The sequence below is a fragment of the Saprospira sp. CCB-QB6 genome, assembly GCF_028464065.1.
Lineage (GTDB): Bacteria > Bacteroidota > Bacteroidia > Chitinophagales > Saprospiraceae > Saprospira.
Window position 1 is genome coordinate 1,232,231 of record NZ_CP116808.1, and the last position, 22,323, is coordinate 1,254,553.

Here is a 22,323-nt window from a genome sequence, read left to right on the forward strand (position 1 = left end):
CTCAATGCTTTAGATGTCATCTCTAAGTTAAGCGCAAAGCTTACTCAGCACCACCGGGCATTTTTTGCTGGAAGGTGATAACGATGAATTCAGCAGGACGAGAGATAGCTACTTTCACAGAAACTTTCATGTAACCATCTAGGATATCCTGAGGAGTCATAGTTGTACCCAAACCAACTTCTACTTGGAAAGCTTGGTCTTCAGTAGCACCTACCAAAGCACCTGCTTGCCACTGGCTACGCAAGAATGAACCAATCATTGATTTAACTGCGATCCAAGTGTTAGCGTCATTGGGACGGAATACGAAAGGCTCACAAGCGAACTTCACAGACTGCTCCAACATGATCATAGTACGACGTACGTTGATGTAGCGCCAGTCTTGGCTGTTACCGTCTAGAGTACGAGCACCCCATACCAAAGTACCTTTTCCAACGAAAGGACGGATAGCGTTGATTGCTTTACCACTCAAAGGCAAGTTCAAGTCTTCTTGCTCAGTAGCAGAAATGTTAACAGTAGGTCCAGTTACAGAAGAAACTGATACGTTAGCAGGAGCTTTGAATACACCTACAGTGCTGTCTACCAAAGAGTAAAGACCAGCGATAGCACCAGAAGGAGGCAATACGTTCAACATATCGCGCATTTGACCCAATACATCGTTGTATACAGGGCTTACAGCCTTCATGATGTTGTGTACAGCAGTTACGTTAGCATCAGCGTCAGCCATCTTAGCGATCTCAGCTTTGATCAACTCACCTTTTTCAGCTTTAACGAAACCAGCAGCTACGTTGTCATCAACTTCTTTGTTAAGCAATTCAACGAAACCTTCTAGGTTAGCAACGTTAGTGTAGTCAAACTCATCAGCTTGAACAACAGTAGCTTTCAACCAAGGGTAGTAAGCAGCACCAAAGTCTAGGAAGTTGTTGCCATAAGCCTCACGAGCGCGAGTTACAACATCATCATCTAGCATGCTGCGAGATTCGTTACCGTTCCATACATCTAGGATAGCGAAGCGGCTGCGAGTATCAGCACCACAGTGCTTCAACATAGCTTGCTGTACAGTAGCACAGTCACCTTCTTCCAAAGAGATAGCATCGGGAACTACAACCAAAGTAGGCTCTTGCTCCTTCAACAAAGCAGTGATACCACCGCCGTTCTCAGTACCAACTAGTGTTTTGGGAGAAACGTCATCGCCGTATCCACCAACAGAAACGATGTAGCAAGTTCCACCACCGTTAGCGTAGAACATTTGAAGGCTACGGAACAACATGTAGTTACCGCCATCAACAGAAACGGTGTAGTTGTCACCTTCAGCATCAACGTTGAAAGTAGTTTTGGGAGCACCACCGAAGTAAGATAGGTACTCAACCAAAGAAGTAATGCGCATTGGCGTGTTAGTCAAGTCGCGCTTACCAGCAGCGGCTTTCTCAGTGTGGCCAATGAAAGCAGGGATAGCAGTTCCTACTGCTACAACAGAATTCGAGAAGGCGCTTTTTTCTTCGATATAAACGCCTGGTGTTGCATACTGTTTTGCCATGATTTAATTTATTTTGAAAAGTTTAATTGATTTACAAATTTATTTCTATCAACTGATTACAAATATACAATTATTTCGGAAAACACAGCATCCTCAACGTTAAAATCTGTTTTTAATATTGATTTTGCTGAATGATTAGGTAAATCTGTAATCCATTCAATTCCATTTTTGCCTCTTTTGGTCCTGAGTTTAAAGCGACTAAGTTGTTTCTCCTTAAAGGGAACAGGCTCTGAAGTTTTGACCAATATAGCCATTTCGCCAGAAGGCATTTCCACCTCTTCCGCTTCTTCAAAGTCTACTGTTTCGCCAGCTCGACCATTATCGTAAGCTTCATGTCCTTTGTGCTGCTTATCCTCTGACATTTCCACTATATAGTAGTGCCAAGGCAGTGAACGAGCGGGAAAATGAATATTATAATCTCTTTTGGGCAACAACTTCCCTTCTGCATCAAAAAAGCGGTAAGGGCTGTCATCCTCCTTGTCAATATAAATATCCACTACGCCCCAAATACCTGCGGTTCCTTCTGGAGCCATATAAAAAGTATATTCTTCCAAACCATCTAGCTGCAAAATATACTTTCCGGCAGGTGCATCAGGCATGACCACATCTACATGTGCATTTTCGCCCTCCTGTTCCAAAAAGAAATAAGATTGACCCAATTCATCAACGACCTCAATTTCCGCATCTTCCTCTTCATCATCAAATTCGTAGCGAAAAACGGGGCCTTCAATTGGTAAGCGATCCATTTCAGAAACTAACTCATCATTAGAGAGATTGCCAGCTTCATCTTCAATCTTATCTTCAGCCCGGTTAGTGAAGTGATAAAGATAGTCACCAAACTCATAAGGAAGACCTGTATAGTTAAGGAAGAAAGCATCTTCTACCTTCATCCAAAAACTAAGCTTTAGGGGCTTTTCCAAACTTTCTAAAGCAGGGCCTCCTGAAACTGTTTCCCCATAACCAATCAGCAAATTATTGCCTTCAAAGGCAGTTTTAAGCTGAGTTTGTTTTAGGCGAAAAACCGTGTCGGAAGTAGGGCTAAGAACTACATCTTGACAGATCTGCTCATCAAAGTAATCGTGCAATATAGCTATGTTCAATAGCTGATTATAGCGAGTTTGGATGTTCAGCAGCATATGATGCTCCATCGGATTCCGTCGCCTGCTAATTTTACGTCTCTTCATTAAGCTCTTCTGCTTTAAGTCCCTTAAAATTAGAGAATTTAATTTTGGTCTGCAAAGTTTATATGCAGTTTTTTTTCATTTTTTTTAACAAAAGCTAAAATTTAGCTGAAGTTAAGTCTAGAAGCCCGATGAGCAGGGCTTTTCGCCTCATTAGTTAACTGTCTGAGGCTTTAGCGCTAGCTCATTTTGGCCTAGCGATGTGTAGGGGTGGCCGAAGGCCAGACCGAAGCGCGCAGCGCTGAAGGGCCGAGCGAACAGCGAGCCCCGAAACGTAGCGCCGACGAGCGTAGCGAGACGGAGGCCCCAAATTCTTCTAAATCTTGCGAATAGATGGAATTTCTAGCTCTGGTTTCTTATGCTCAATCGGAATCGTTTTGAAACGATAAAGGACCGAAGGCAAATACTTGGCCCCTACCCCATTCCAAACATTAGATACATCCCTAAAATCAGGAGAAACCATTTCGGCCACCAAACGCGTAAGGCTACCCGAAAGCGCTGGCGTATTTTGCTCATTAAAGACGCCTTGGCGACTCTGGAAAAAAGCAATCACCGAGCTCACAAACTTAAGGCCCTCCAAATAATTTTCATTGGTAAAATAGGCCGAAAACAACATATATATATTGACTTCAACCGGCGGAATAACCTTAGTAAAATTCCCTCGCTTGTTGGGCTGATAGGTAGCCGTCGTGCTCTTATTTCGCTCTGCCTCAATATTGATGATCGTCATCACGATCTTATCGGCCTCTTGCACCGCCATCGATCCATCGGCATTTACTAGATGCGAAATGATGACCTTATCCTCTAAAATATTGTGTTTAGACTGCAAAAAGCGATTGAGCTCGCCCACCACAGCCGTGACAACTTTATCAATCATAATCCTTATTCTTCTTCCTCCTCAGGCTCTGGCTGAGTCAGTGTTTTGATAGAAAGCGCAATAAAACGCATAATATAAATGCCCAAAAAAGAGGTAAAATACCCTATCAAGTACATCCAGAATACCCAGTTGCGCTCAATTTCACTCATATTTACCACCTCTCTGGTATAACCAAAGAACCAAAGGAACACCACCGCCATGGGCAGCGAGACGATCAGGGCCACAATCAGCCAAATGAACTCTCTTGCGATTATTTTAAACATGCTCTATTTTTGTTAGCCTCGATATCGCACAAGGTTGTTTTTGATTTTTATGTTTTGGGGCTGCCCCTCCTTTCAGTCGGGTCGGGCTGTGCCGTGGCTCGCTAATCGCTCGGCCCTGCGCCAGCAAGCTGGCTGGGTCTGCGGCTTCGCCGCACCACTTTCCATCCCTCAGCCTGCGGCGGCTTTGCCGCCTGCTCACCGCAAAAGGACCTAAGGCAATCGTTTTTGCTGGCGCTTGAGCAACATACTGGCTACCCAAGTCAGAATCCCCCCCAAAATGGTTCCTACCAAAAAGGTAGCTACCCAATTATTAAACAAGCCCAAATTATTGCCGATGAACAAAACGATTGTGGCAAAAAGGACCAAGTAGAAAATTCGAAAAGCACCACTATAAAACATTACATCTCGCACCTTCCAATCTAATAAAGAGAAGGCAAAACCCACAGCCATAAAAAATAACATGGCCAAAAGGGTCGAGAACACCACCCCATTTGCCTTTTTGATTTGATAAGCTATGGTGTAATGAATTTTATTGCTCTTTGCTACTTTATAGCGTTCAATTTTCTCCAACTTGGTATTCCAAACCTCTCTGGCCGCAAACTTTTCTTCCAAGGTGCGCCACAATTCGGTATACCCATGATCATAACTAAGGGCCCAAACAGCAACTCCCCCCATTTTCTTCTCTAGGGCCAAGTCCATCTTCAAGCCCAAACTCGTCGAGTTATCAAAGTAAATCTCTTTGAGCGGATTGCCCAAAGTATCTACCAAAACGCCAATCATGCTATTGTGCATTTTGTCATAACGCACTTTTAATCGGTTGGCCCGAGCCAGATTTCGAATTTCTGAATAAGCCATATAGCCCTCAAAACTTACCCCTGCATCACCTTCCAAGGCCCAAACTGCCCCATGATAAGGCAGGGCAAGGACAAGACTAGTACTATGTTTGGCTCCAATTGCTTGAATGTAGCGATCAATAGTTTCCTCCAGACTTTCTTCCAAGCTATCCGATTCCGAAATAATCCCCTCTAAACCAGAGAAAAGATCAAATTCATGAATCTGAATAGTATCCTGTTCAGGTTCGAACAAGAACATATTGATTGGATTTCGGGCCGCATAATATTTAGCCAACTCAGCCTGGCAAGCAGTTGCTTTTAATGCTCTGCGGAGATACGGATTATCACGAAGCTCTTTGGTCGCTCGGATAATGCCCAAAACAGTCCCCAAATCATAGGTATTATACTCCAAATTTGTAATCCCCGCTCTGAGGATGTACATGTTTAAGGTATCCAGCAACTGTCGTTGATAACCTTCTGTATGTAGCAGTTCAATATTCTTAATTGCAGAAGAAGTCCGAAGCACAGAGTCTAAGCTAATCTTCTCTGAGTAACTCATATAGCTACGCTTCCATTTTGCTTCGGGCTTGAGCAAAGGCGTCAAAGGTCCTTTGCTTACGCCTGTTGGTCGCAAATGAAAATTGTAGGCAGAAACAATAAAAATATCTACCCAATTTTGCAAAAAGCCTAGATCATAGACCTTTTCAGGATCGCGTAAAGGCAAGCTCATCGCAATAGTAAAGTTGGGATTTTCTTCGCGTAGTGCAAAAGAGAGCTCACGAACAAAATCCTCAAAATCTGCTTTATACTCGATAGGTAATTCTTCAAAGTTAATTTCTACTCCATCTCCCCCAGCATAATTGAGCACAGCAATCAAGCTATCAATAAGGTTGCGTTGAACTACCTTTGCTGAAGTAAAAAAGATTTCACTACGCTCCCCTCTATGGCAAGAAAGCGTAAGCATAGCTTTACAACTATCTTTATGCGCTGTTTTTACAAAATCCCCATTCTTAAACTGATCAATGGCTTCAAAATCTTCATAGCCACCAGTAAAGGGATTCAATTTATAGGCATAAAAAGAGGCATGGGTCAATAAACCAAAATTATAGTTGTGGTATTTTTCGCCGGCCCAAGAGGGATGCCAACCCCAAACCACCAAGTTTTGCTTACTATTGATTTCGGTAGACTGAACATAGAGTGCTGGCTCTTGCTCATACATCTCCTCTGCGCCCAATGGTTTTTCATAACGCGAATAGCGTCCCTTGGCCATTACTTTAAGGTCCGTTTCTGTCGGCATGCCCCACCAATGGCGAGCTAGCGTTCTAAAACGAGTTTGGCTTAGTTCTAAGACCACCTTATTTTCAATAATAGTATCCTTCTCCCGAAGCTTTTCGAGTCGTTGCAAACGCAACTCTGAAGAATCCTCTGCCGTAGGGGTTAGGATTTGGGTGCCATTCAATTCTTTACCGTCTAGCTGTGCCAAAAGACCAGAAGTTGCCCAGGCAAAACAAAAGAGTAAGAGTAAAATGGTCCGTATATGTGTCCACATCAACATAAGTCTTGGGAATAAAATCGTCTGAATAAGAAATTGGGAGAATTAAGGGGCTTTGGCTTGTTGCTTATCTACTAAATAGATGATACCATAAGTAAAGAATCCCCCAATAACCAGCCCCAACAATAAAATAGATGCTCCACCACGGAAAAGTCCATAGTAAGACCCCACCATAAGCAAGAGAGCCGAAAACCAGCCCAGATAAAGCATTCTAAAACGTCCATTATTAAAGAGGGTTCTGCGCACCTGCTTATTAAAGAGGGCCATGCAAAAACCAGCAGAAGCAAAAATGGCCCAGAAAAGGAGTACTGCTAAAAGCGTAGCCCCCCAACTTCTAGCCGCCTTACTTGCTGCCCCTAATTTTTCATATGCTTCTAATTGAGGCATCTCTATGGTTGTAAACTCCGAAGAAAGCGTATTCCATACATTATAATAGCCCAAATCATACCCCAAAGGCCAAACACCTACACCAGCCAAGCCCATATCATTGATAAATTGATACTTGAGCTGTAAAGTCCGCACATCATCATAATAAAGCTCCGTCCGTACGATATCATCAATTTGTAAGGCTCCTCCTACTTTCTTGAACAAAGTATCTTCTTTGGACCAAACATAAGAGTAGTAGTTCGAGTCAATTCCCACGGCCTTACTATCACGCATTACAAAATCATTTTGGATTTTGCTATAGGGTACATATCCCTCTAAATCAAAGCCCCGATTACTACTCTTCCAAAGTGTTCCATAATTGGGCAAAGCCAAAATGAGACGATTCGCTGCATCTCTACCAATAGATGCAATATAATGCTCTACCGATGAGCGAATATCTTCTTCGCCTGAGGCTGCCGTAAAATTGAGTGGAGCAACAGGCTTCTTAATGATTTCTCCCGTCTTGGGATCATTGTGGTAATCAACCGCCTTAATAATAAAGAAATCGACATGTTCTTTTAATTTGCTCAAATTAAATACGCCCTCAATATCCACAGCTGGCACACTCATGCAAACTGCTAAATCTGGAGAGACCGCCCGCAAGGTGAATGAAAGCTGTCGTACAAATTTGAGGAATTCTATTTGAGCAAGAGCAGGTACATTTTCAAAGTTAATTTCTACTCCATCGGCCTTAGAGGTATCCATCAAATAGACAATATTATCTATGAGGTTTTGCCGCTGCTTTGCATTTTCAGGCGCCAAGAAAAAAGCATTGTTATCATAACTATGACTCGTAATACTCAACAAAACTTTACAGTCTTTGGCATGAGCCGTAGGCACAATCCCATTATCAGGATCATCCCCACCCAAAAAGTCATGTATCACTGTCGAATCTAAAGCTTCGCCTGTATAAGGATCAATATCATAACCATAATAAGCAATAGCCGAAAGCAACCCATAATCATAGGTCTTATATGCATTGCCATTAAAATGCGCATGCCAACCAAAGACAGTAACAAATTGGCTAGCTGTCCCTTTTACCAGTTTGGGCACCCGAAATTCCGAGCTATCAATTGCACTAATAGAATCTCTTTGACGCTCAAACTTCAATTTAGCTTCCAAATCAGCATCACTAGGCGTCATCCACCACTGCCCCAAAAGATCAATAAAACGCTTTTTGTTATTGGGGTTTTCTATTTCCCGCTTTGCATTTTCGTCCTCTATCAACTCTTCTAAAGTAGGATCGTTCTCTGGGATAAAATCTTCCTTCTTAAAAGAAGGCAATTGCTTATACTCATCAGATTTGGTCCGATAAGCATTCTTAACGGTAGTTTTTCGACTCTCAAACTCATCCCGTAAGGCCCTAGTCGCTTTTTTCTCTAGAGCATTTCCACCACCTTTTTTGGCAGTTTGGATGGCAATACGGCTCTGTCCCCAGCTATTTGTTGCCAATAATAAGCAACTTAACAAGAGTAGTTTGGCCGTTGTATTGATGAAAATTCGCATTTCTTTCTGCTTTTCAAATTCTCAATGGGGTGTCTGACTAGCCTTCTTCGGCCTTGAATACTGGAATCTTCTTTTGCAAAAAGATCTCTTGGACTCGCTCCCGCTTGATAATCTCCAAGATTTCGGCTCGCTTGAGTTGAAATTTGGCCACCTTAATATAAACCCGCACTCCTGTCACCGTATTGAGGTTCCTAAAACACATTTTCAACTGCTTGTAGGTACCCGCCTTATAAGCAGGGATTACCCCAAATGGAGGAGGATTCAAGCCCTGCGTCCCCACATAATTATCATTGGCCCTAGGATCCTTAAAATCATAGCGAAGGTTTCGAGCCAAAGAATTATTTGCCATCGGCAAAGTTTCTGTCAAACCTAAACCATACGCCATAAGCGGTTCCGTCACCTCTGCCGCAATCCAACTAAGCTTAGGGTTGCTCTTGAGATTTTGATACTCTTGATGGGCCTTATCCCCAATGCCAATCCAATAGACAGCATATTGATAATCCCCCTCCAATAAAGCTTCCGTAATGCAACTATCGGCCAAAGACTGATAGTCTAGGGCCGGCTGTAGATCCAACTGAATTTCTGTAATATCTGGATAGGGAATCGTATCGGGATAAGCCGTGCGCATGGTATCTATTGAGGTCGTTACCATCACATCATCCAATACCAAAGAGTCTTGAAAAGACATGGCCGGAAACTTATAAATCTGCATACGAAAAGCACGACCAAACAACCCCCGATTTTTCATCACAAAATTATGCACTCCATCCTTAGACGCAATAAATGACTCCCGCTCTAAACTACGCACCTTCTTCATGCGCATCTTAAACTGAGTGCCTGGCAATTCCACAATGAGACGGCCCAATTTACGGGCGCCAATGGTTTGCATATCAATAACAACCTGCTCGCCTTGCTTGAGGTCATAGGAAAGTAGCTTCTTTTTCCAAGCGCCTAATTCTACCAACTCATCAAAGAGAACAATGCGTTCATCATAAGATTGTTGGGCCTGCATGGGGCTATACAGTAGGCATAACAATAGGGCAAACCACTGCCAATGCAGCTTTTTGGGTATTCTCATATATCCGTAGCATCTAAGGTTCTGGGGCAAAATTGGCAATTAAAAGTATAGTGTGTGGGCCAAAATCTGCTAGTACAAGCCCAAATTAAAGCTTTTTTCAAAATTAACCTTAAAATTCTAGGGCCTTTTCTAAACAAAACCTTAAAGGTCCATCAATCGTCTAGCTGTCAAAGTTTTAACAGAGATTAGTTTTTTGTGAACTGTTTTTTTGGGGCCTCCGCTGCGGCTTCGCCTTGCGGCGCTACGTTCCGCAGCTCGCTCTTCGCTCGGCCCTGCGGCGCAAGCGCCTTGGTCTGGCCTGACGGCCACTGCTGCACATCGCTAGGCCAAATGGATACCCTCCGCTTCAAATATCCTTTCTAATCTTTTGGATGGCATATATCTGCGCAAAAAATAGTGGTCCAAGCTTTCAGATGGTATGTATCTGCGCAAAAAATAGTGGTCCAAGCTTTCGGATGGCATGTATCTGCACAAAAAATAGCCGTCTAAGCTTTTGGACGGCATATATCTGTGCAAAAAATAGCTGTCTAGGCTTTTAGACGACACATATCTCCACAAAAAATAACCGTCTAGGCTTTTGGACGACACATATCTCCACAAAAAATAACCGTCTAGGCTTTTGGACGATACATATCTCCACAAAAAATAGCGGTCAACTCTTGGGGAGGGGGTATAAGTTGCCTAGAGACAATAAAAGCAGGGACAACGCCCTAGCTGCGGCTTGGCAGCCGCAGCATCGGCCTAGCGATGTGGAGGGGGGGCCGCAGGCCAGACCGAGGCGGCAAAGCCGCCGAAGGGCCGAGCGAATAGCGAGCCCCGCAACGTAGCGCCGCAGCTTTGCTGCGGAGGCCCCAAAAACAAAAAAGCCTAACCCTAATAGAGTTAGACCTTTTTGATTACATCAAACGTGAATAATGGGGAAAATTAGCTTAGTGTTGGATGACCAACTTTTGGCTCTTAATGAGTTTTCCGGCTTTGTTGCGGAGTAAAACCACATAATGGCCATTAGTCCAAGACTGAATATTAAGTTCTAGGCTACCTTCAGCGGCTAAGCCTTGGCGTTGGAAGACCGATTTACCATCTAGGTTAATGATGCCAATTTGCAAACCTGCTTCTTCGGCAGCAAAGCGCAGTTGGAGCATTGTTGCGGCTGGATTAGGATTAACCAAGAGATAGTTACCCGCAGTCAAACTAATTCCTCCATTATTGGGCAAAGTTCCTGCATTTAGGCTATCGCAATCTTGAAATAGCTGAACATGGCCGAGGCATTCTTGTTGGCAGCCGTTAAGATCGATAAGTTGGTAAGTATATTGGCCAGCGGCTAGGCCTGTAAACTGACCATTGTTGTTATTCTGTACCGTTTGAGTACTCAAGTTAGCTAGGCTAATTTGGAAGGGGGGAGTTCCGCCGCTAACGGCTAGTTGTAATGCGCCATCATTATTTGCACAGCTAGGCTCTTGGCTACTTAGCACAGCTAAGTTAATGGGAGCGGGTTCAACTATGATTACTTGAGTTTGTTCTGTACAGCCGCTAGAGTCTGTTACTTCTACGGTATAGGTTCCAGCGCAGAGTTGGTTAATTTGATTAGTTGTTGCACCGTTGCTCCAGTTATAGGTATATCCAGAGCTACCTGAGGCGACTACCGTTGCGCTACCATTGCAATCACCAGCACAGCTAAGGCTAGTCACTTTAGTTCTTAAACCAAAGTTGGGGGTACTACTTAGCGTAACGGTTGTATCATAAGAACAGCCGTTGACATCCATTAGAGCAATTTGGTAGGTACCTTCGGCTAGGCCTGTGATTGTGTTGCCTACGGATTGTCCGTTAGCAGTTAGGATATAGGGGGCTGTTCCGCCTGATACATTTAGGCTAATGCTTCCGTTGGCTTGGCCACAATTAGGTGCAGTAAGGCCTGTAAAATAGAGATCCAAGGGGGCGGGGATCGTTACTGTTACTGAATCGACAAAAGCACAGCCGTTGGCATCTAGGACCACCACTTGATAATTTCCTGCGGCCAATTGATTAAACTGCGGGTCAGACGAGAAGCCAGCACCGATAGAATAGAGATAGGGAGCGGTACCGCCAAAGGCCGCAATTCCGATACTTCCGCCATCTCCGCTTGTGGCGCAACTTGGATTTATCACATCAATTTGGGCATTTAGGGGGCGGACTTGGCCATCAATTTCGAAAGAGAGACTAGAGCAATTGGGTTCGCAGCCGTTGGCATCTTCTACCCAGATTCCATATTGGCCAGCAGTAAGGTTAGTGAAGACACCTGAGCTATTTTGGAAAATCTCTCCTGTGGTCCAGTTAATCACTGAATATTGGTAGGGGGCCGCTCCGCCTGTAGCGTTAATCATAGCTTGGCCATCATTGGTTGTGCAAGCTAGGTCTTGGATGGTATCCAGATTGACGATTAAGCCAGCGCAGTTGGAGCTATCATTATTTCCACCGACTACATTGATAGAGTAGGTATAAGTATTTTGGCCCACCAAGGGACAGGCATCATCTTGCACATTGAGGGTAAAGCTATGAAATCCTAGGTCTGCGGCGCTGGGGGTCCAGCAGAACAATCCGTTTTGGAAAGGGTTGCCAGAGGTTGTAAATACTGCGTTAGGAATAGCGTTATTGCCGTAAATAAAAGTCTGTTGTCCGGAGTCTACATCATAGGAAAGCACCTCAAAGCAAAGTTGTTGCCCCACGGCAATTGTGGTGTCGAAAACGGCTCCGCCATTCATACCCGTTAGTGTGGGGGCTTGGTTTTGGCAGTTGACCACGGTAAATTGGATATCGCGAACAATTTCTCCGATTTTCTGGCCATTTCTAAATTCTTCGACCAATACACAAAGAACCCCCACCTGTGGAGATGAGGGAGTAAAACTGATTGCCCCAGTAGCGGGATTGATACTCACGCCATTGTTCGTTATTAGCGGTGAGCTAGCAGAGATCCCTTGAGTAGCATCATAGGTTACGGGAGTATTGGCTGCGCTATAGCAATCTGTGAGTGAATAATATAGCGAATCGCCGTCTGTGTCTACTGCTCCATGATTATAGAAGACCGATTGGCCGACGCAAGCAAAGGGCGTAGGGTTATTGAGAAAAGTGGGCGAGTTGTTGCAGGCTGCTAGTCCAGTATTTAGTTCTGTCTCTACATACATTGTATTAGAGCCTGGATTAGTTAGAGTAGTAATGGCATTATTTCTACAACAGAGGCTCCAGCTTGCCGTCCAATCTGTACAAGTAGTGGGAATGGTTACAGTTGCTTCGTAGGTATATTTTTCGATACCATAAATACCGTTACCGCCATTGCAGGCTGTACCTACAATACCAGGACAAGAGGGGGTAATTTCTACAATAGAAGTTCTTACCATAGTAGTTGTAAATGCGCTACAATTGGGGGAGCTTAACCTTAGGTTTGTAGTAGTTCCCATATACACGCCATTACAATCTCTATAAGCTTGTAGGCTAAACTTATATTGATTGTTGCCTAGGCAGACATAGGTTAAATCGACTCCCATAACGTGGGTAGCCTTGGCTTCTTGGGAGGAGAATCCTAGCAAGAAGAGCATAAAGAACAGCATTGTTCTTAGCATAGATGTTTGCATAATAATTTAGTTTTAACACGTTTGATGATGTATTAAGGTAACGATTTGTTAAGATATTTGGCTGCTTTAGGGGAATATAATTCCTTATTCGTGAAATGTTTAGTGGGTTTAATTTAACAATTGTTAAAGTTGATAATTCTATATAACAATGTTGAAAAAGCTACTACATTGTGCGCCTAATAGCTACAATACCACTCATTAGATTGATGAAACAATTAGATCACATACAGCCAAAATGCTCTACATTCTCCTATTTGGGACGAATGCTTTTGCTGTTTTTGTTTCTCTTTAATGCGGGAGCTGGTTTTGCTGCTCATCCTATTCAGCAGCAGGATCATCATTTGAGTTTTAGCAAGAAGCCAGCATCAGACTGGCAGCAACATCTTTATGATTTTGATGGCGAGGAGAAAGACACCAATGAGGAAGAAATAGAGGGAGAAGAAGCTGAAGAACTAAAACAGCTCTTGTTTTGGTCTATAGATGTTCTTCCTTCTTTTTCTAGATGGTCTCCTCCCCTTCCTTCCTTTCACAGTTTTTTTATTCCTAAGCCGCATCCTTCTGCTTGTCGCTTTTTGCCTAATACAGAGGCTCAAAAGCAGCAGAAGCTCTATTTGCGCTTACATTCCTTGAAATTAGATTTGGCTTAAGTCTATCTGCATTTAGGCAGATACACACACCTATTGATTTACAACAGTTTGTAAATCCAATAACCTATTTCCTTTATTCAACTAGGTATTGGGCAACTTCTTTCTGTCCAATATGTAGACTTAAGCCTTCTGAATCATGAATTTTCTTTTTGATATGTCTATGGTGACTGGTAACATCCTTTCACCTCCCGTTCTCTTCTTCTTTTTGGGCCTTATTGCCGTTGCCCTCAAATCTGATCTCGAAATTCCGCAGCCGCTGCCCAAACTCTTTTCGCTATATCTCTTGATGGATATTGGCTTGCATGGTGGGCATGAGCTTTATCATAGTGGTTTTTCTTGGGAATTGGTTACTGTATTAGGCGCTTGTTTCCTTATGGCTTCTGCTATACCTATTTATAGTTTCTTTATTCTCAAAGCTCGATTTGGAACAGCCGATGCTGCTGCTATTGCGGCCACCTTTGGTTCTATTAGTGCCGTTACCTTTATTACAGGGATATCTTTCCTCGAAAGCCAGCAAGTAGCCTATAAAGGATATATGGTTGCGGGCATGGCGCTTATGGAGTCTCCTGCGATTATTATTGGGGTACTTCTCTATAATATCTATGGCAAAAAGGAACAAAACAGTAACAAGAAAACCAATTGGGGACATATTCTCCGAGATGCCTTTTTCAATGGCTCTATTTTGCTTCTAGTTGGCGCGCTGCTCATTGGTATCCTTTCTGGAGATAAGGGCTGGCACGACTTCCAACCCTTTGATAGTATCTTTAAAGGTATGCTTTGCTTCTACCTACTTGATAATGGTATTGTAGCGGCTCGTCGTCTAAAAGCTTTGCGTGGAAACCTTGGTTTCTTGCTTTCTTTTAGTGTGCTTATGCCTCTATTCAACGCTGCCTTAGGAATCGGTATCGCCTACCTGATTGGCCTAAGCAAAGGGAACGCCCTTTTGTTCTGTCTACTTACGGCTAGTGCCTCTTATATTGCCGTTCCTGCGGCTATGCGCTTGGCCATTCCAAAATCTAATCCCGCCTTTACGGTCCCTGTGGCCTTAGGTATTGTTTTCCCCTTTAACGTAATTGTAGGGATTCCTCTCTACTATTATATCATCCAACAAATTCTCTAATTATGAATATTGTAAAATCGGTCAAAATAGAGGTCATCCTTGAAAGTATTCAGGTGGAGCGCTTTATTGAAATGCTTGAAGAAGCAGGCGCTCATGGCTATACGCTTTTTGGCAATATTTCGGGTAAGGGCCAAAATGGCATGCTCGACCATAACTGCCGAGCCAAAATTTTCTCTAATAGCTACCTCTTTACGATCTGCTCTGAAGAGCTGGCCCAAGAAATCCTCCCTCAGATTGCCCTCTTTTTAGAGGATTGTTCGGGGACCTGTTTCACCTCTGAGGTGAATCATCTAAAGGCGTAAAAGGGCGTTTTTATCCCTTTTCTTTTTTGTAGCTTGGGACCGTCAGTTTTCTGATGGTCCCTTTTTTTATTCTTTTTTGGGGCCTCCGCAGCAAAGCTGCGGCGCTATGTGTACTCCCGTTGGTCATCGAACTGGCGCCCCTATAGGGGCTGGTTGTCGCAGCTCGCAAGGCTGCTCGGCCCTTCGTATTTCGCTATGCTCAATACTCGGTCTGGCCTACGGCCACCCCTGCACAGCGCTAGGCCCTTGCAGCGGCAAAGCCGCTGCAAAATCGCATTTTGTTTAGACAGCCCTGCGGGCTGAATGGACCCGGCCGGCGGTAGGCGGCTGGTCCGTTTTTTCTTCGCTCCAATTTAATTTTGGTCCTCAATATATTTCATTTCAGGCTAAGAGTGTAGCAAAGCCGCCTCCGCCTGGGGGCAGCTAGATTTTGGCCTTGGGGGCCAAAACTAGCTGCATAGCCTTCGGCCCTTCGGGCCTCAGCTCTTGGATATTGCAGGCGGCAAAGCCGCCGCAGGCTGAGGGGCTGGAGCAGGGCCGCCGAAGGCGGCAGACCAAGGTGCTGCAAGCGCCGCAGGGCCGAGCGAGCAGCGAGCTGCGCAATGGCCCGACCCGACCGAAGGGAGGGGCAGCCCCAAAACAAAAACATCCAGCCCCTCAAAAGAGACTGGATGTTTTGCTTATCGAAAAAGAGAGATCAATTACTCTTTTTCTTCTGTATCCTCTTCGCCTAATTCAGGCTTAGGATCTTGTAAGGTATCTACGCCATGATTTTCGCTAACGGCCTCGCCATCTTCGCCAGGCAGCTCATCAAAAGGACGTTTACCGATCAATTGTTCTACGGCATCCTTGTTAAGGACCTCCTTATTGAGGAGTTCATTGGCCAATAATTCTAGTTCTTGGCGTTTTTCTCTCAACAAGTTTTTGGCGCGTTCATATTGGGCTTCAATTAGCTTGCGGGTTTCCTGATCGATTAGGTCGGCTGTAGCCTCAGAATAAGGCTTACTAAAGCCGCCGCTTTCGTTCATCATGCCATAATAAGAGACATTACCGACCTTTTCATTCATACCATAAACCGTAATCATAGAATAAGCCATGCGGGTAACATGATCAAGGTCAGATTGTGCGCCAGTAGAAATCTTTCCGAAAATAATTTCTTCTGCAGCGCGGCCCCCCATAGTCATACACATTCGGTCCAGTAGCTGCTCTACGGTAGTAATGTGTTGTTCTTTGGGCAAATATTGGGCATAACCGAGGGCAGCGATACCGCGGGGGACAATCGTCACCTTAACTAGCGGCATGGCATTTTCCAAAAACCAGCCACAGAGGGTATGTCCAGCCTCATGATAAGCAATCACGCGTTTTTCTTCTGGAGAGATCAATTTGTTCTTTTTCTCCAAACCGCCGATTACTCTGTCAATAGCGTCATTAAAGTCATTCATTTCTACAAACTGCTTGCCTCGGCGGGCAGCAATAAGGGCAGCCTCATTACAAACATTGGCAATTTCGGCACCAGCAAAACCGGGAGTTTGGGTGGCCAAATTCTTGGCATCCACATCTCCAGAGATTTTGATATTTTTGAGGTGAACGGCAAAGATTTGCTCACGTCCAACCAAGTCAGGTTTATCGATAGAAATTTGGCGATCGAAGCGGCCTGGGCGCAAAAGCGCTTGGTCCAAAATATCGGGGCGGTTAGTGGCCGCCATCATAATCACGCCTTTTTCGGTGCTAAAGCCATCCATTTCGACCAACAACTGGTTGAGGGTATTTTCTCTTTCGTCATTGCCACCTTGCATGGCTCCTCGTCCGCGAGCGCGACCGATAGCATCGATTTCATCAATAAAGATAATACAGGGGGCTTTTTCGCGAGCTTGGCGGAAGAGGTCACGAACTCTAGATGCACCAACTCCGACAAACATTTCTACGAAATCGGAACCAGAGATGCTGAAGAAAGGCACGCCAGCCTCGCCGGCAACGGCTTTGGCCAAAAGCGTTTTACCCGTACCGGGAGGGCCTACCAAAAGTACACCTTTGGGGATTTTACCGCCTAGAGAGGTGTATTTTTTAGGTTTTTTCAGGAAGTCGACCACTTCCATAACTTCTTCCTTAGCCTCATCAAGGCCAGCAACATCTTTAAAGCTAGCATTTACTTTACCATCTTTATCAAATAAAGTGGCTTTAGAGCGGCCAATATTAAAGATTTGCGAGCCTGGTCCAGCACCACCACCGCCAACGCGGCGCATGATAAAGATCCAGATAATGATTAGAATAGCGAAAGGCAGAATCCAGCTTAGCAAGCCGCCGACATAATCGTAGCGGATTTCATTTTTTAGGTTAATGCCAAAGTTAGGATCATCTTGAGCAATTTTTTGCTCCAAATTGTCCAACTTATTGAGGAAGTACTCCATATCGCCCACGGTATAGCTATAATTGGGCGCATTGTTATTGAAGGAAGAGCGGGGTAATTTGCTGTACTCCTCTTTTTTTAGGGCATCTTCGGTCAAGTAAATTTCTGCTTGACTTTTATTGACGATGATAATTTTATCAACATCTTTTTGAGCGATAATTGGCTCTAACTCATTCCAACTTAGTTCTGTGGTTTTGGGACCTACCCAAATCAGGTTGACACTAATGAGCAACAGGGCAAGAAGACCATAAATCCAATAATAATTGAATTTTGGGCCGTTATTCTTATCTCCCTGTGGTTGGTTATTGGGATTGTTTTGCATAATAAAATATCAGAAAATGTATAATAATGGGCCGATGGAAAAGATAGGCCCAAACTATGAGAAAGACAAGATTGCCTTTGTGTTCGTTCTTACTGAATGCTAATCTATATCAAGTCTAGACTGCAGGATATTCCTTGCGTTTAGCATCGCTCCACAAACCTTCTAGGTTATAAAACTCTCTTTTCTCTTTACCGAAAACATGGATAACTAATGTGAAGTAATCCAATAGCCGCCAATGTCCACCTTGTTTACCTTCGATATGATTTGGGCGCTCGCCCAATTCTTCCCAAAGTGTTTTTTCTATATTTTTGGCAATGCCGTTGATATGTGTAGAGGAATTACCATGACAAATCAAGAAAATGTTTGTGCTAGCCTCATCTACTGCAGAGAGGTCCAAAGAGACGATATCTATAGCCTTACGGTCTTGCATAGCTTCTACAGCAACAGCTAGTAGGTCCTGTAATTGAGGCATTTTTTCTTCTTTTTGCGAAAGCTCTTGTTTATTCAAATCGACTTATATTAAATTGTGGTCCTATTAAAAGACCAAGGAAAAATGAAAAGCCCTAAAGTTAGGGTTTAAATTCAAAAAAGCAGCTATGTTATGCCCAAGCAATCAGATAACAGTCTTTTTGTCGGAAAGGTTGCCATCCGTCATAAACGCCTAGATTCGACCAACCGCTATGCGCTTGACTTCTTGTCAAAAAGTTTACCAACGGAAGGAACTGCCATTATTGCAGACGAACAGTGGGCTGGTCGTGGCCAAAAAGGCAATGCTTGGCTATCCGAAGCGGGGCAAAACATAGCTTTAAGCCTAATATTGCGTCCAAAGTTCCTTTTAGTCAAAGAGCAATTCCTTTGGAACATAGTGATTTCCTTAGCGGTGCATGAGGTACTGACAAATTGCCAGCTTAAACTGCCGCACTACATTAAGTGGCCCAATGATATTTATGTGGGTGACTTCAAAGTTGGAGGTATTCTGATTGAGAACCAATTGCGGAGCAGTTATCTTGACTGGTCTGTGGTGGGTATCGGGCTCAATATTTTCCAAAAAAGCTTTCACCCTAACTTACCTAACCCCAATGCTTTAGCCTCTCTTACAGATAAAAAGTTGAACATTGATTCAATTCTTTCACAACTATATGTAGCGATAGAGCGTCTATACCTCAAACTGCGGCAGGGAGACCAAAACCAAGCGCTTTGGGCCCAATACGAAAGCAAGCTTTGGCGCTATAAGGAATGGGCAAAATTTCGCTGGCAGGGCCAAGAGCGAGAAGGTCGTATTTGGGGCGTAGCGCCTACGGGCCAGCTCAAAATTATTGACCGCCAAGGCCAATTACAGTTATTCAACTTTAAAGAAGTAGAATATATACTATAATTTCCTTTTTATGGGGCATATTATTTGATATTAGATTTTTTACAATACTGACGATGTTGTAAGTTAGAGAATTCGAGGGACGAGCTTGGATTCTCTTTTTTCATGCCCTTGAGACACTACTGCAGTAATGGCGGTTCTTCTTTATCTTTGCCCTCCTCCTTAATTTCTTCTATATCTGAAAAGGGGATGTCTAAAGGTTTTTTTTCCTTTTTGGCAGACAATAAGGTCGAGCTACCAAAATCCCAAAGTGTTTTTAAGTATAAAAAGCCCAAGAATGGGCTAAAGGCTGCGATGGCCAATAAAGTTGCGCCTAGTCCCAACCAGATATTTTTGGTATATAGTCCTTTAATGTAGTTATAAATTCTACGCAATAGCTGCCGATTGATGAGCAGAACCCCAACCGACAAAGCCGCAACGATCCACCAAACAAACTGTTTGAGGAAACCAATTACCAAATAAATGACTATGGCCACAACAATCAGGGCTAATAGTAATTGTATAAAACGAGCCAAGGGGCTGCTCTTTTCTTTTTCTTCTAAGTTCAACATAGATCCTTATCTTTAGTCTGCTTTAAATATAGACACTTTTTGAAGGAGCTGCCTTATATTGCCTCCCTTTTTAGCTGCTACAGAGGCGCGAAGCGCCTTGGCTGAGGGATGGAAAGTGGTGCGGCGCAGCCGCAGACCCAGCGGGCGTAGCCCGCGCAGGGCCGAGCGAACAGCGAGCCACGACACAGCCCGACCCGCCCGCAGGGTGGGGCAGCCCCAAAATAAAATGCCAAACAAGCCGCCAATTTTTAGTCTATTATGAATAAAGAGGATTACCAAAAGCTTTTGCCCAGCTTGCCTACAGATCCGGGTGTTTATCGATTTATTGGGGCTGATGAGGAGATTTTATACATTGGAAAAGCCAAAAATCTCAAGAAGCGGATTGCCTCCTATTTTACGAGTCGCAAAGATATGCGCCGTAAAACGAAGCGGATGGTTATGGCTGCCAAAAAGCTCAATTATACGCTGGTAGAAACGGAGCAAGATGCGCTTTTGCTAGAGGCCACGTTAATCAAAAAGCATCAGCCGCGTTATAATGTGGCGCTCAAACACAGCCGCCCCTACCCTTATATTTGCATCAAAAAAGAGCGTTTTCCGAGGATTATGATTAGCCGAAAAGTGGTACAGGATGGCTCTAAATATTATGGCCCATATGTCTCTAAAAAGCGGATGTACACGCTCTTAGAGCTAATCAAAGAGTTGTTCCAACTGCGCAGTTGTGCCCTCAATTTATCAGAGGAAAGCATTGCGGCGGGCAAGCATAAAGTTTGCCTTGAGTACCATATTAAAAACTGCAAAGCGCCCTGTGTGGGTTTTGAATCTGAGGCCAATTATATGGACAAAATGGAGCAGGTCCAAAATATGCTAAAAGGCCAGTTGGGAGCGGTGCGCAAATACCTCAAATCGGAAATGGGTCGCTATGCCGAGGAGCTCAATTTTGAGCAGGCGCAGCGGACTAAGGTTCAATTAGCTTTGCTTGAAAATTATCAGGGAAAATCGACGGTGGTCAATGCCAATATCCGAGATTTGGATGTATTTACCTTGGCCCAAGATGAAAAAGGCGAGATGGCGTACATCAATTACCTCAAGGTAGTGGAAGGGGCGATTATTAACACCTTTATGCTGGAGCTCAAGCAGAATTTGGATACCGAAGCTGAGGATTTACTGCTTTTTGGGATTCGAGAATTACGGGAGAAATTCCAAAGTATTGCTCCTGAAATTGTTGCGCCCTTCGAGGTTCAGCTCCCTTGGTCCGAGATCCAGCTGACGGTCCCAAAAATTGGCGATAAGAAAAAACTGCTGGAGCTTTCTGAGAAAAATGCCAAATATTTCATCCTCCAAAAGCAAAAACAAGCCTTGGCCAAGGCCAACAAAATGGGCAAGGCCGAGCAGCTCTTAGAGATCATGAAAAAAGACCTACAAATTGATGATTTGCCCATTCATATTGAGTGTTTTGACAACTCCAATTTGCAGGGAAACCAGCCTGTTTCGGCTATGGTGGTCTTCAAAAATGGGCGACCAGCCAAAAAAGAATATCGGCATTATCATGTCAAAACGGTAGTTGGTCCAGATGATTTTGCCTCTATGGAAGAGGTCGTTTTTCGCCGATACAAGCGCCTTTTGGAAGAGAAAAAGCCCCTCCCCCAACTGATTGTAATTGATGGGGGCAAGGGACAGCTTTCTGCGGCTGTCAAAAGCCTCAAAGCACTAGGCATTTTTGAGCGTTTGGCCATTATTGGCATTGCCAAGCGACTAGAGGAAATCTTCTTTCCCAATGATCCCGTTCCGCTTTTGCTCTCTAAAAAATCGCCTACGCTCAAGGTCATTCAGCAAGCTCGAGATGAGGCTCACCGCTTCGCGATTAGCTTCCACCGAGATGTTCGCTCTAAGCAATTTTTGCAAAATGAGCTGCGGCAAATTCCGGGCGTTGGCGAAAAAAACCAAGAGAAATTGCTCTTGGCCTTGGGCTCTGTCAAAGAGGTCAAAAAGGCCAATTTAAGCCAATTAGAAGCCATTGTTGGGCTCAATTTGGCCCAAAAAATCCGTACTTACTTCGATGAACAAAGCTGAGTAATGGCCGTCTGCATCAAAATGCCAAAACTGACGGCTACATTCAAACAAGAGGTTTGTCCATGCCCTTCAATATAAATTTTCTGATCGATCAAGGGCGCAATTTCTTCAGGCAAACCCGTTTTTTCATTGCCCACAATTAGCAAATCCTGGGCTTCAAACTGGACCTCATGCAGCATTTTGGCGCTAGGATCTACCCAAGTGGCCATTTTTCGGCCTGAATAATTGGCGAGAAAATCGGCTACATTCAGAACGGGAATCACTTCAATGTGCTCAATGGCGCCAGCCGTCCAAACCCTAGCCATTTTCTCCATTTCGGCTCTGGCAAATTTGCTCTTGCCTGGCGGTAGCAACAAATCGTTTTGGTCGTAAATATAGATTTTCTTCAAGCCATAAAATTCTGCGGTCCGAATCATCGAGGATAAGTTCGGGCGATATTGAGGCGCATGTAATAAGGCGGCAAGTTGAGGTACTGACATATTTATTTTTGTTTTTTTGGGGCGTTACTCCTTACAGTCGTCGAACTGCGGCTTGTAGCCTTGTTGTCTGCCTGCGGCAGGCGGTTACTCCCTTCGGTCGTCGAACTGCGCCCTAAAGGGCTTGTTGTCGTTTCGCAGCTCGCTATTACTTGCTTCGCTGCGTCGGCTCCCGTTGGTCGGGTCGCTCGGCCCTGCGCG

General features: G+C 44.2%; 17 protein-coding genes. 5 read left to right on the top strand and 12 right to left on the bottom strand.

Annotated elements, in window-relative coordinates:
• Window positions 1-40: 40 nt before the first annotated feature.
• From PPO43_RS04745 to PPO43_RS04780, 8 genes are all read right to left on the bottom strand, one after another.
• The gene (locus PPO43_RS04745; protein ID WP_272620662.1) at window positions 41-1,534 is read right to left on the bottom strand and encodes a phage tail sheath family protein; all 1,494 of its coding nucleotides are present in this window, start codon (window positions 1,532-1,534) and stop codon (window positions 41-43) included.
• Window positions 1,535-1,590: 56 nt separating this feature from the next.
• Complete coding sequence (locus tag PPO43_RS04750) at window positions 1,591-2,718, bottom strand: hypothetical protein (protein ID WP_272620663.1); 1,128 nt, start codon at window positions 2,716-2,718, stop codon at window positions 1,591-1,593.
• Window positions 2,719-3,031: 313 nt separating this feature from the next.
• On the bottom strand, window positions 3,032-3,592 hold the full coding sequence (locus tag PPO43_RS04755; RefSeq protein ID WP_272620664.1) for a DUF4255 domain-containing protein: 561 nt from the start codon (window positions 3,590-3,592) through the stop codon (window positions 3,032-3,034).
• A gap of 5 nt (window positions 3,593-3,597) precedes the next feature.
• Window positions 3,598-3,855 (bottom strand): hypothetical protein, encoded by a 258-nt coding sequence (locus tag PPO43_RS04760; RefSeq protein WP_270100197.1) that lies wholly within the window; start codon window positions 3,853-3,855, stop codon window positions 3,598-3,600.
• A 210-nt stretch (window positions 3,856-4,065) separates the two neighbouring features.
• A complete protein-coding gene (locus tag PPO43_RS04765) occupies window positions 4,066-6,243 on the bottom strand; it encodes a glycosyl hydrolase family 18 protein (protein ID WP_272620665.1) in 2,178 nt (725 codons plus the stop codon).
• A gap of 42 nt (window positions 6,244-6,285) precedes the next feature.
• On the bottom strand, window positions 6,286-8,172 hold the full coding sequence (locus PPO43_RS04770; RefSeq protein WP_272620666.1) for a glycoside hydrolase family 18 protein: 1,887 nt from the start codon (window positions 8,170-8,172) through the stop codon (window positions 6,286-6,288).
• 37 nt (window positions 8,173-8,209) lie between these two features.
• A complete protein-coding gene (locus tag PPO43_RS04775) occupies window positions 8,210-9,250 on the bottom strand; it encodes a hypothetical protein (protein WP_272620667.1) in 1,041 nt (346 codons plus the stop codon).
• A gap of 929 nt (window positions 9,251-10,179) precedes the next feature.
• Window positions 10,180-12,855, bottom strand: coding sequence for a T9SS type A sorting domain-containing protein (locus PPO43_RS04780; protein ID WP_272620668.1), 2,676 nt, complete (start codon window positions 12,853-12,855; stop codon window positions 10,180-10,182).
• 206 nt (window positions 12,856-13,061) lie between these two features.
• Between PPO43_RS04780 and PPO43_RS04785 the strand changes: the two genes are divergently transcribed.
• The 3 genes from PPO43_RS04785 to PPO43_RS04795 all read left to right on the top strand — a co-directional run bounded on the left by PPO43_RS04785 (window position 13,062) and on the right by PPO43_RS04795 (window position 14,924).
• On the top strand, window positions 13,062-13,502 hold the full coding sequence (locus tag PPO43_RS04785; RefSeq protein WP_272620669.1) for a hypothetical protein: 441 nt from the start codon (window positions 13,062-13,064) through the stop codon (window positions 13,500-13,502).
• A gap of 136 nt (window positions 13,503-13,638) precedes the next feature.
• The gene (locus tag PPO43_RS04790; protein WP_272620670.1) at window positions 13,639-14,622 is read left to right on the top strand and encodes a sodium-dependent bicarbonate transport family permease; all 984 of its coding nucleotides are present in this window, start codon (window positions 13,639-13,641) and stop codon (window positions 14,620-14,622) included.
• A gap of 2 nt (window positions 14,623-14,624) precedes the next feature.
• On the top strand, window positions 14,625-14,924 hold the full coding sequence (locus PPO43_RS04795; protein WP_272620671.1) for a P-II family nitrogen regulator: 300 nt from the start codon (window positions 14,625-14,627) through the stop codon (window positions 14,922-14,924).
• 701 nt (window positions 14,925-15,625) lie between these two features.
• On the opposite strand, the gene ftsH is transcribed toward PPO43_RS04795, so the two are convergent.
• Both ftsH and rsfS read right to left on the bottom strand, forming a co-directional pair.
• Window positions 15,626-17,653: an ATP-dependent zinc metalloprotease FtsH gene (ftsH, locus tag PPO43_RS04800; RefSeq protein WP_272620672.1), complete on the bottom strand. Its 2,028-nt coding sequence runs from the start codon at window positions 17,651-17,653 to the stop codon at window positions 15,626-15,628.
• Window positions 17,654-17,768: 115 nt separating this feature from the next.
• On the bottom strand, window positions 17,769-18,161 hold the full coding sequence (gene rsfS / locus PPO43_RS04805) for a ribosome silencing factor (protein ID WP_272620673.1): 393 nt from the start codon (window positions 18,159-18,161) through the stop codon (window positions 17,769-17,771).
• A gap of 93 nt (window positions 18,162-18,254) precedes the next feature.
• Here rsfS and PPO43_RS04810 point away from each other — a divergent pair, with 93 nt between their 5' ends.
• Window positions 18,255-19,028 carry a biotin--[acetyl-CoA-carboxylase] ligase gene (locus PPO43_RS04810; protein WP_272620674.1) on the top strand — a complete coding sequence of 258 codons (774 nt, stop codon included), beginning with the start codon at window positions 18,255-18,257 and terminating at the stop codon, window positions 19,026-19,028.
• A gap of 116 nt (window positions 19,029-19,144) precedes the next feature.
• Here the strand turns inward: PPO43_RS04810 and PPO43_RS04815 are convergent, their stop codons facing one another.
• A complete protein-coding gene (locus tag PPO43_RS04815) occupies window positions 19,145-19,576 on the bottom strand; it encodes a hypothetical protein (RefSeq protein ID WP_272620675.1) in 432 nt (143 codons plus the stop codon).
• 258 nt (window positions 19,577-19,834) lie between these two features.
• On the opposite strand from PPO43_RS04815, the gene uvrC reads away from it, so the two are divergent.
• Window positions 19,835-21,646, top strand: coding sequence for an excinuclease ABC subunit UvrC (gene uvrC, locus PPO43_RS04820; RefSeq protein WP_272620676.1), 1,812 nt, complete (start codon window positions 19,835-19,837; stop codon window positions 21,644-21,646).
• Here the strand turns inward: uvrC and PPO43_RS04825 are convergent.
• Entirely contained in the window at window positions 21,625-22,125 is a 501-nt protein-coding gene (locus PPO43_RS04825) for a TrmH family RNA methyltransferase (RefSeq protein WP_272620677.1), read from the bottom strand. The genes uvrC and PPO43_RS04825 overlap by 22 nt on opposite strands.
• Between the last annotated feature and the right edge of the window lie 198 nt (window positions 22,126-22,323).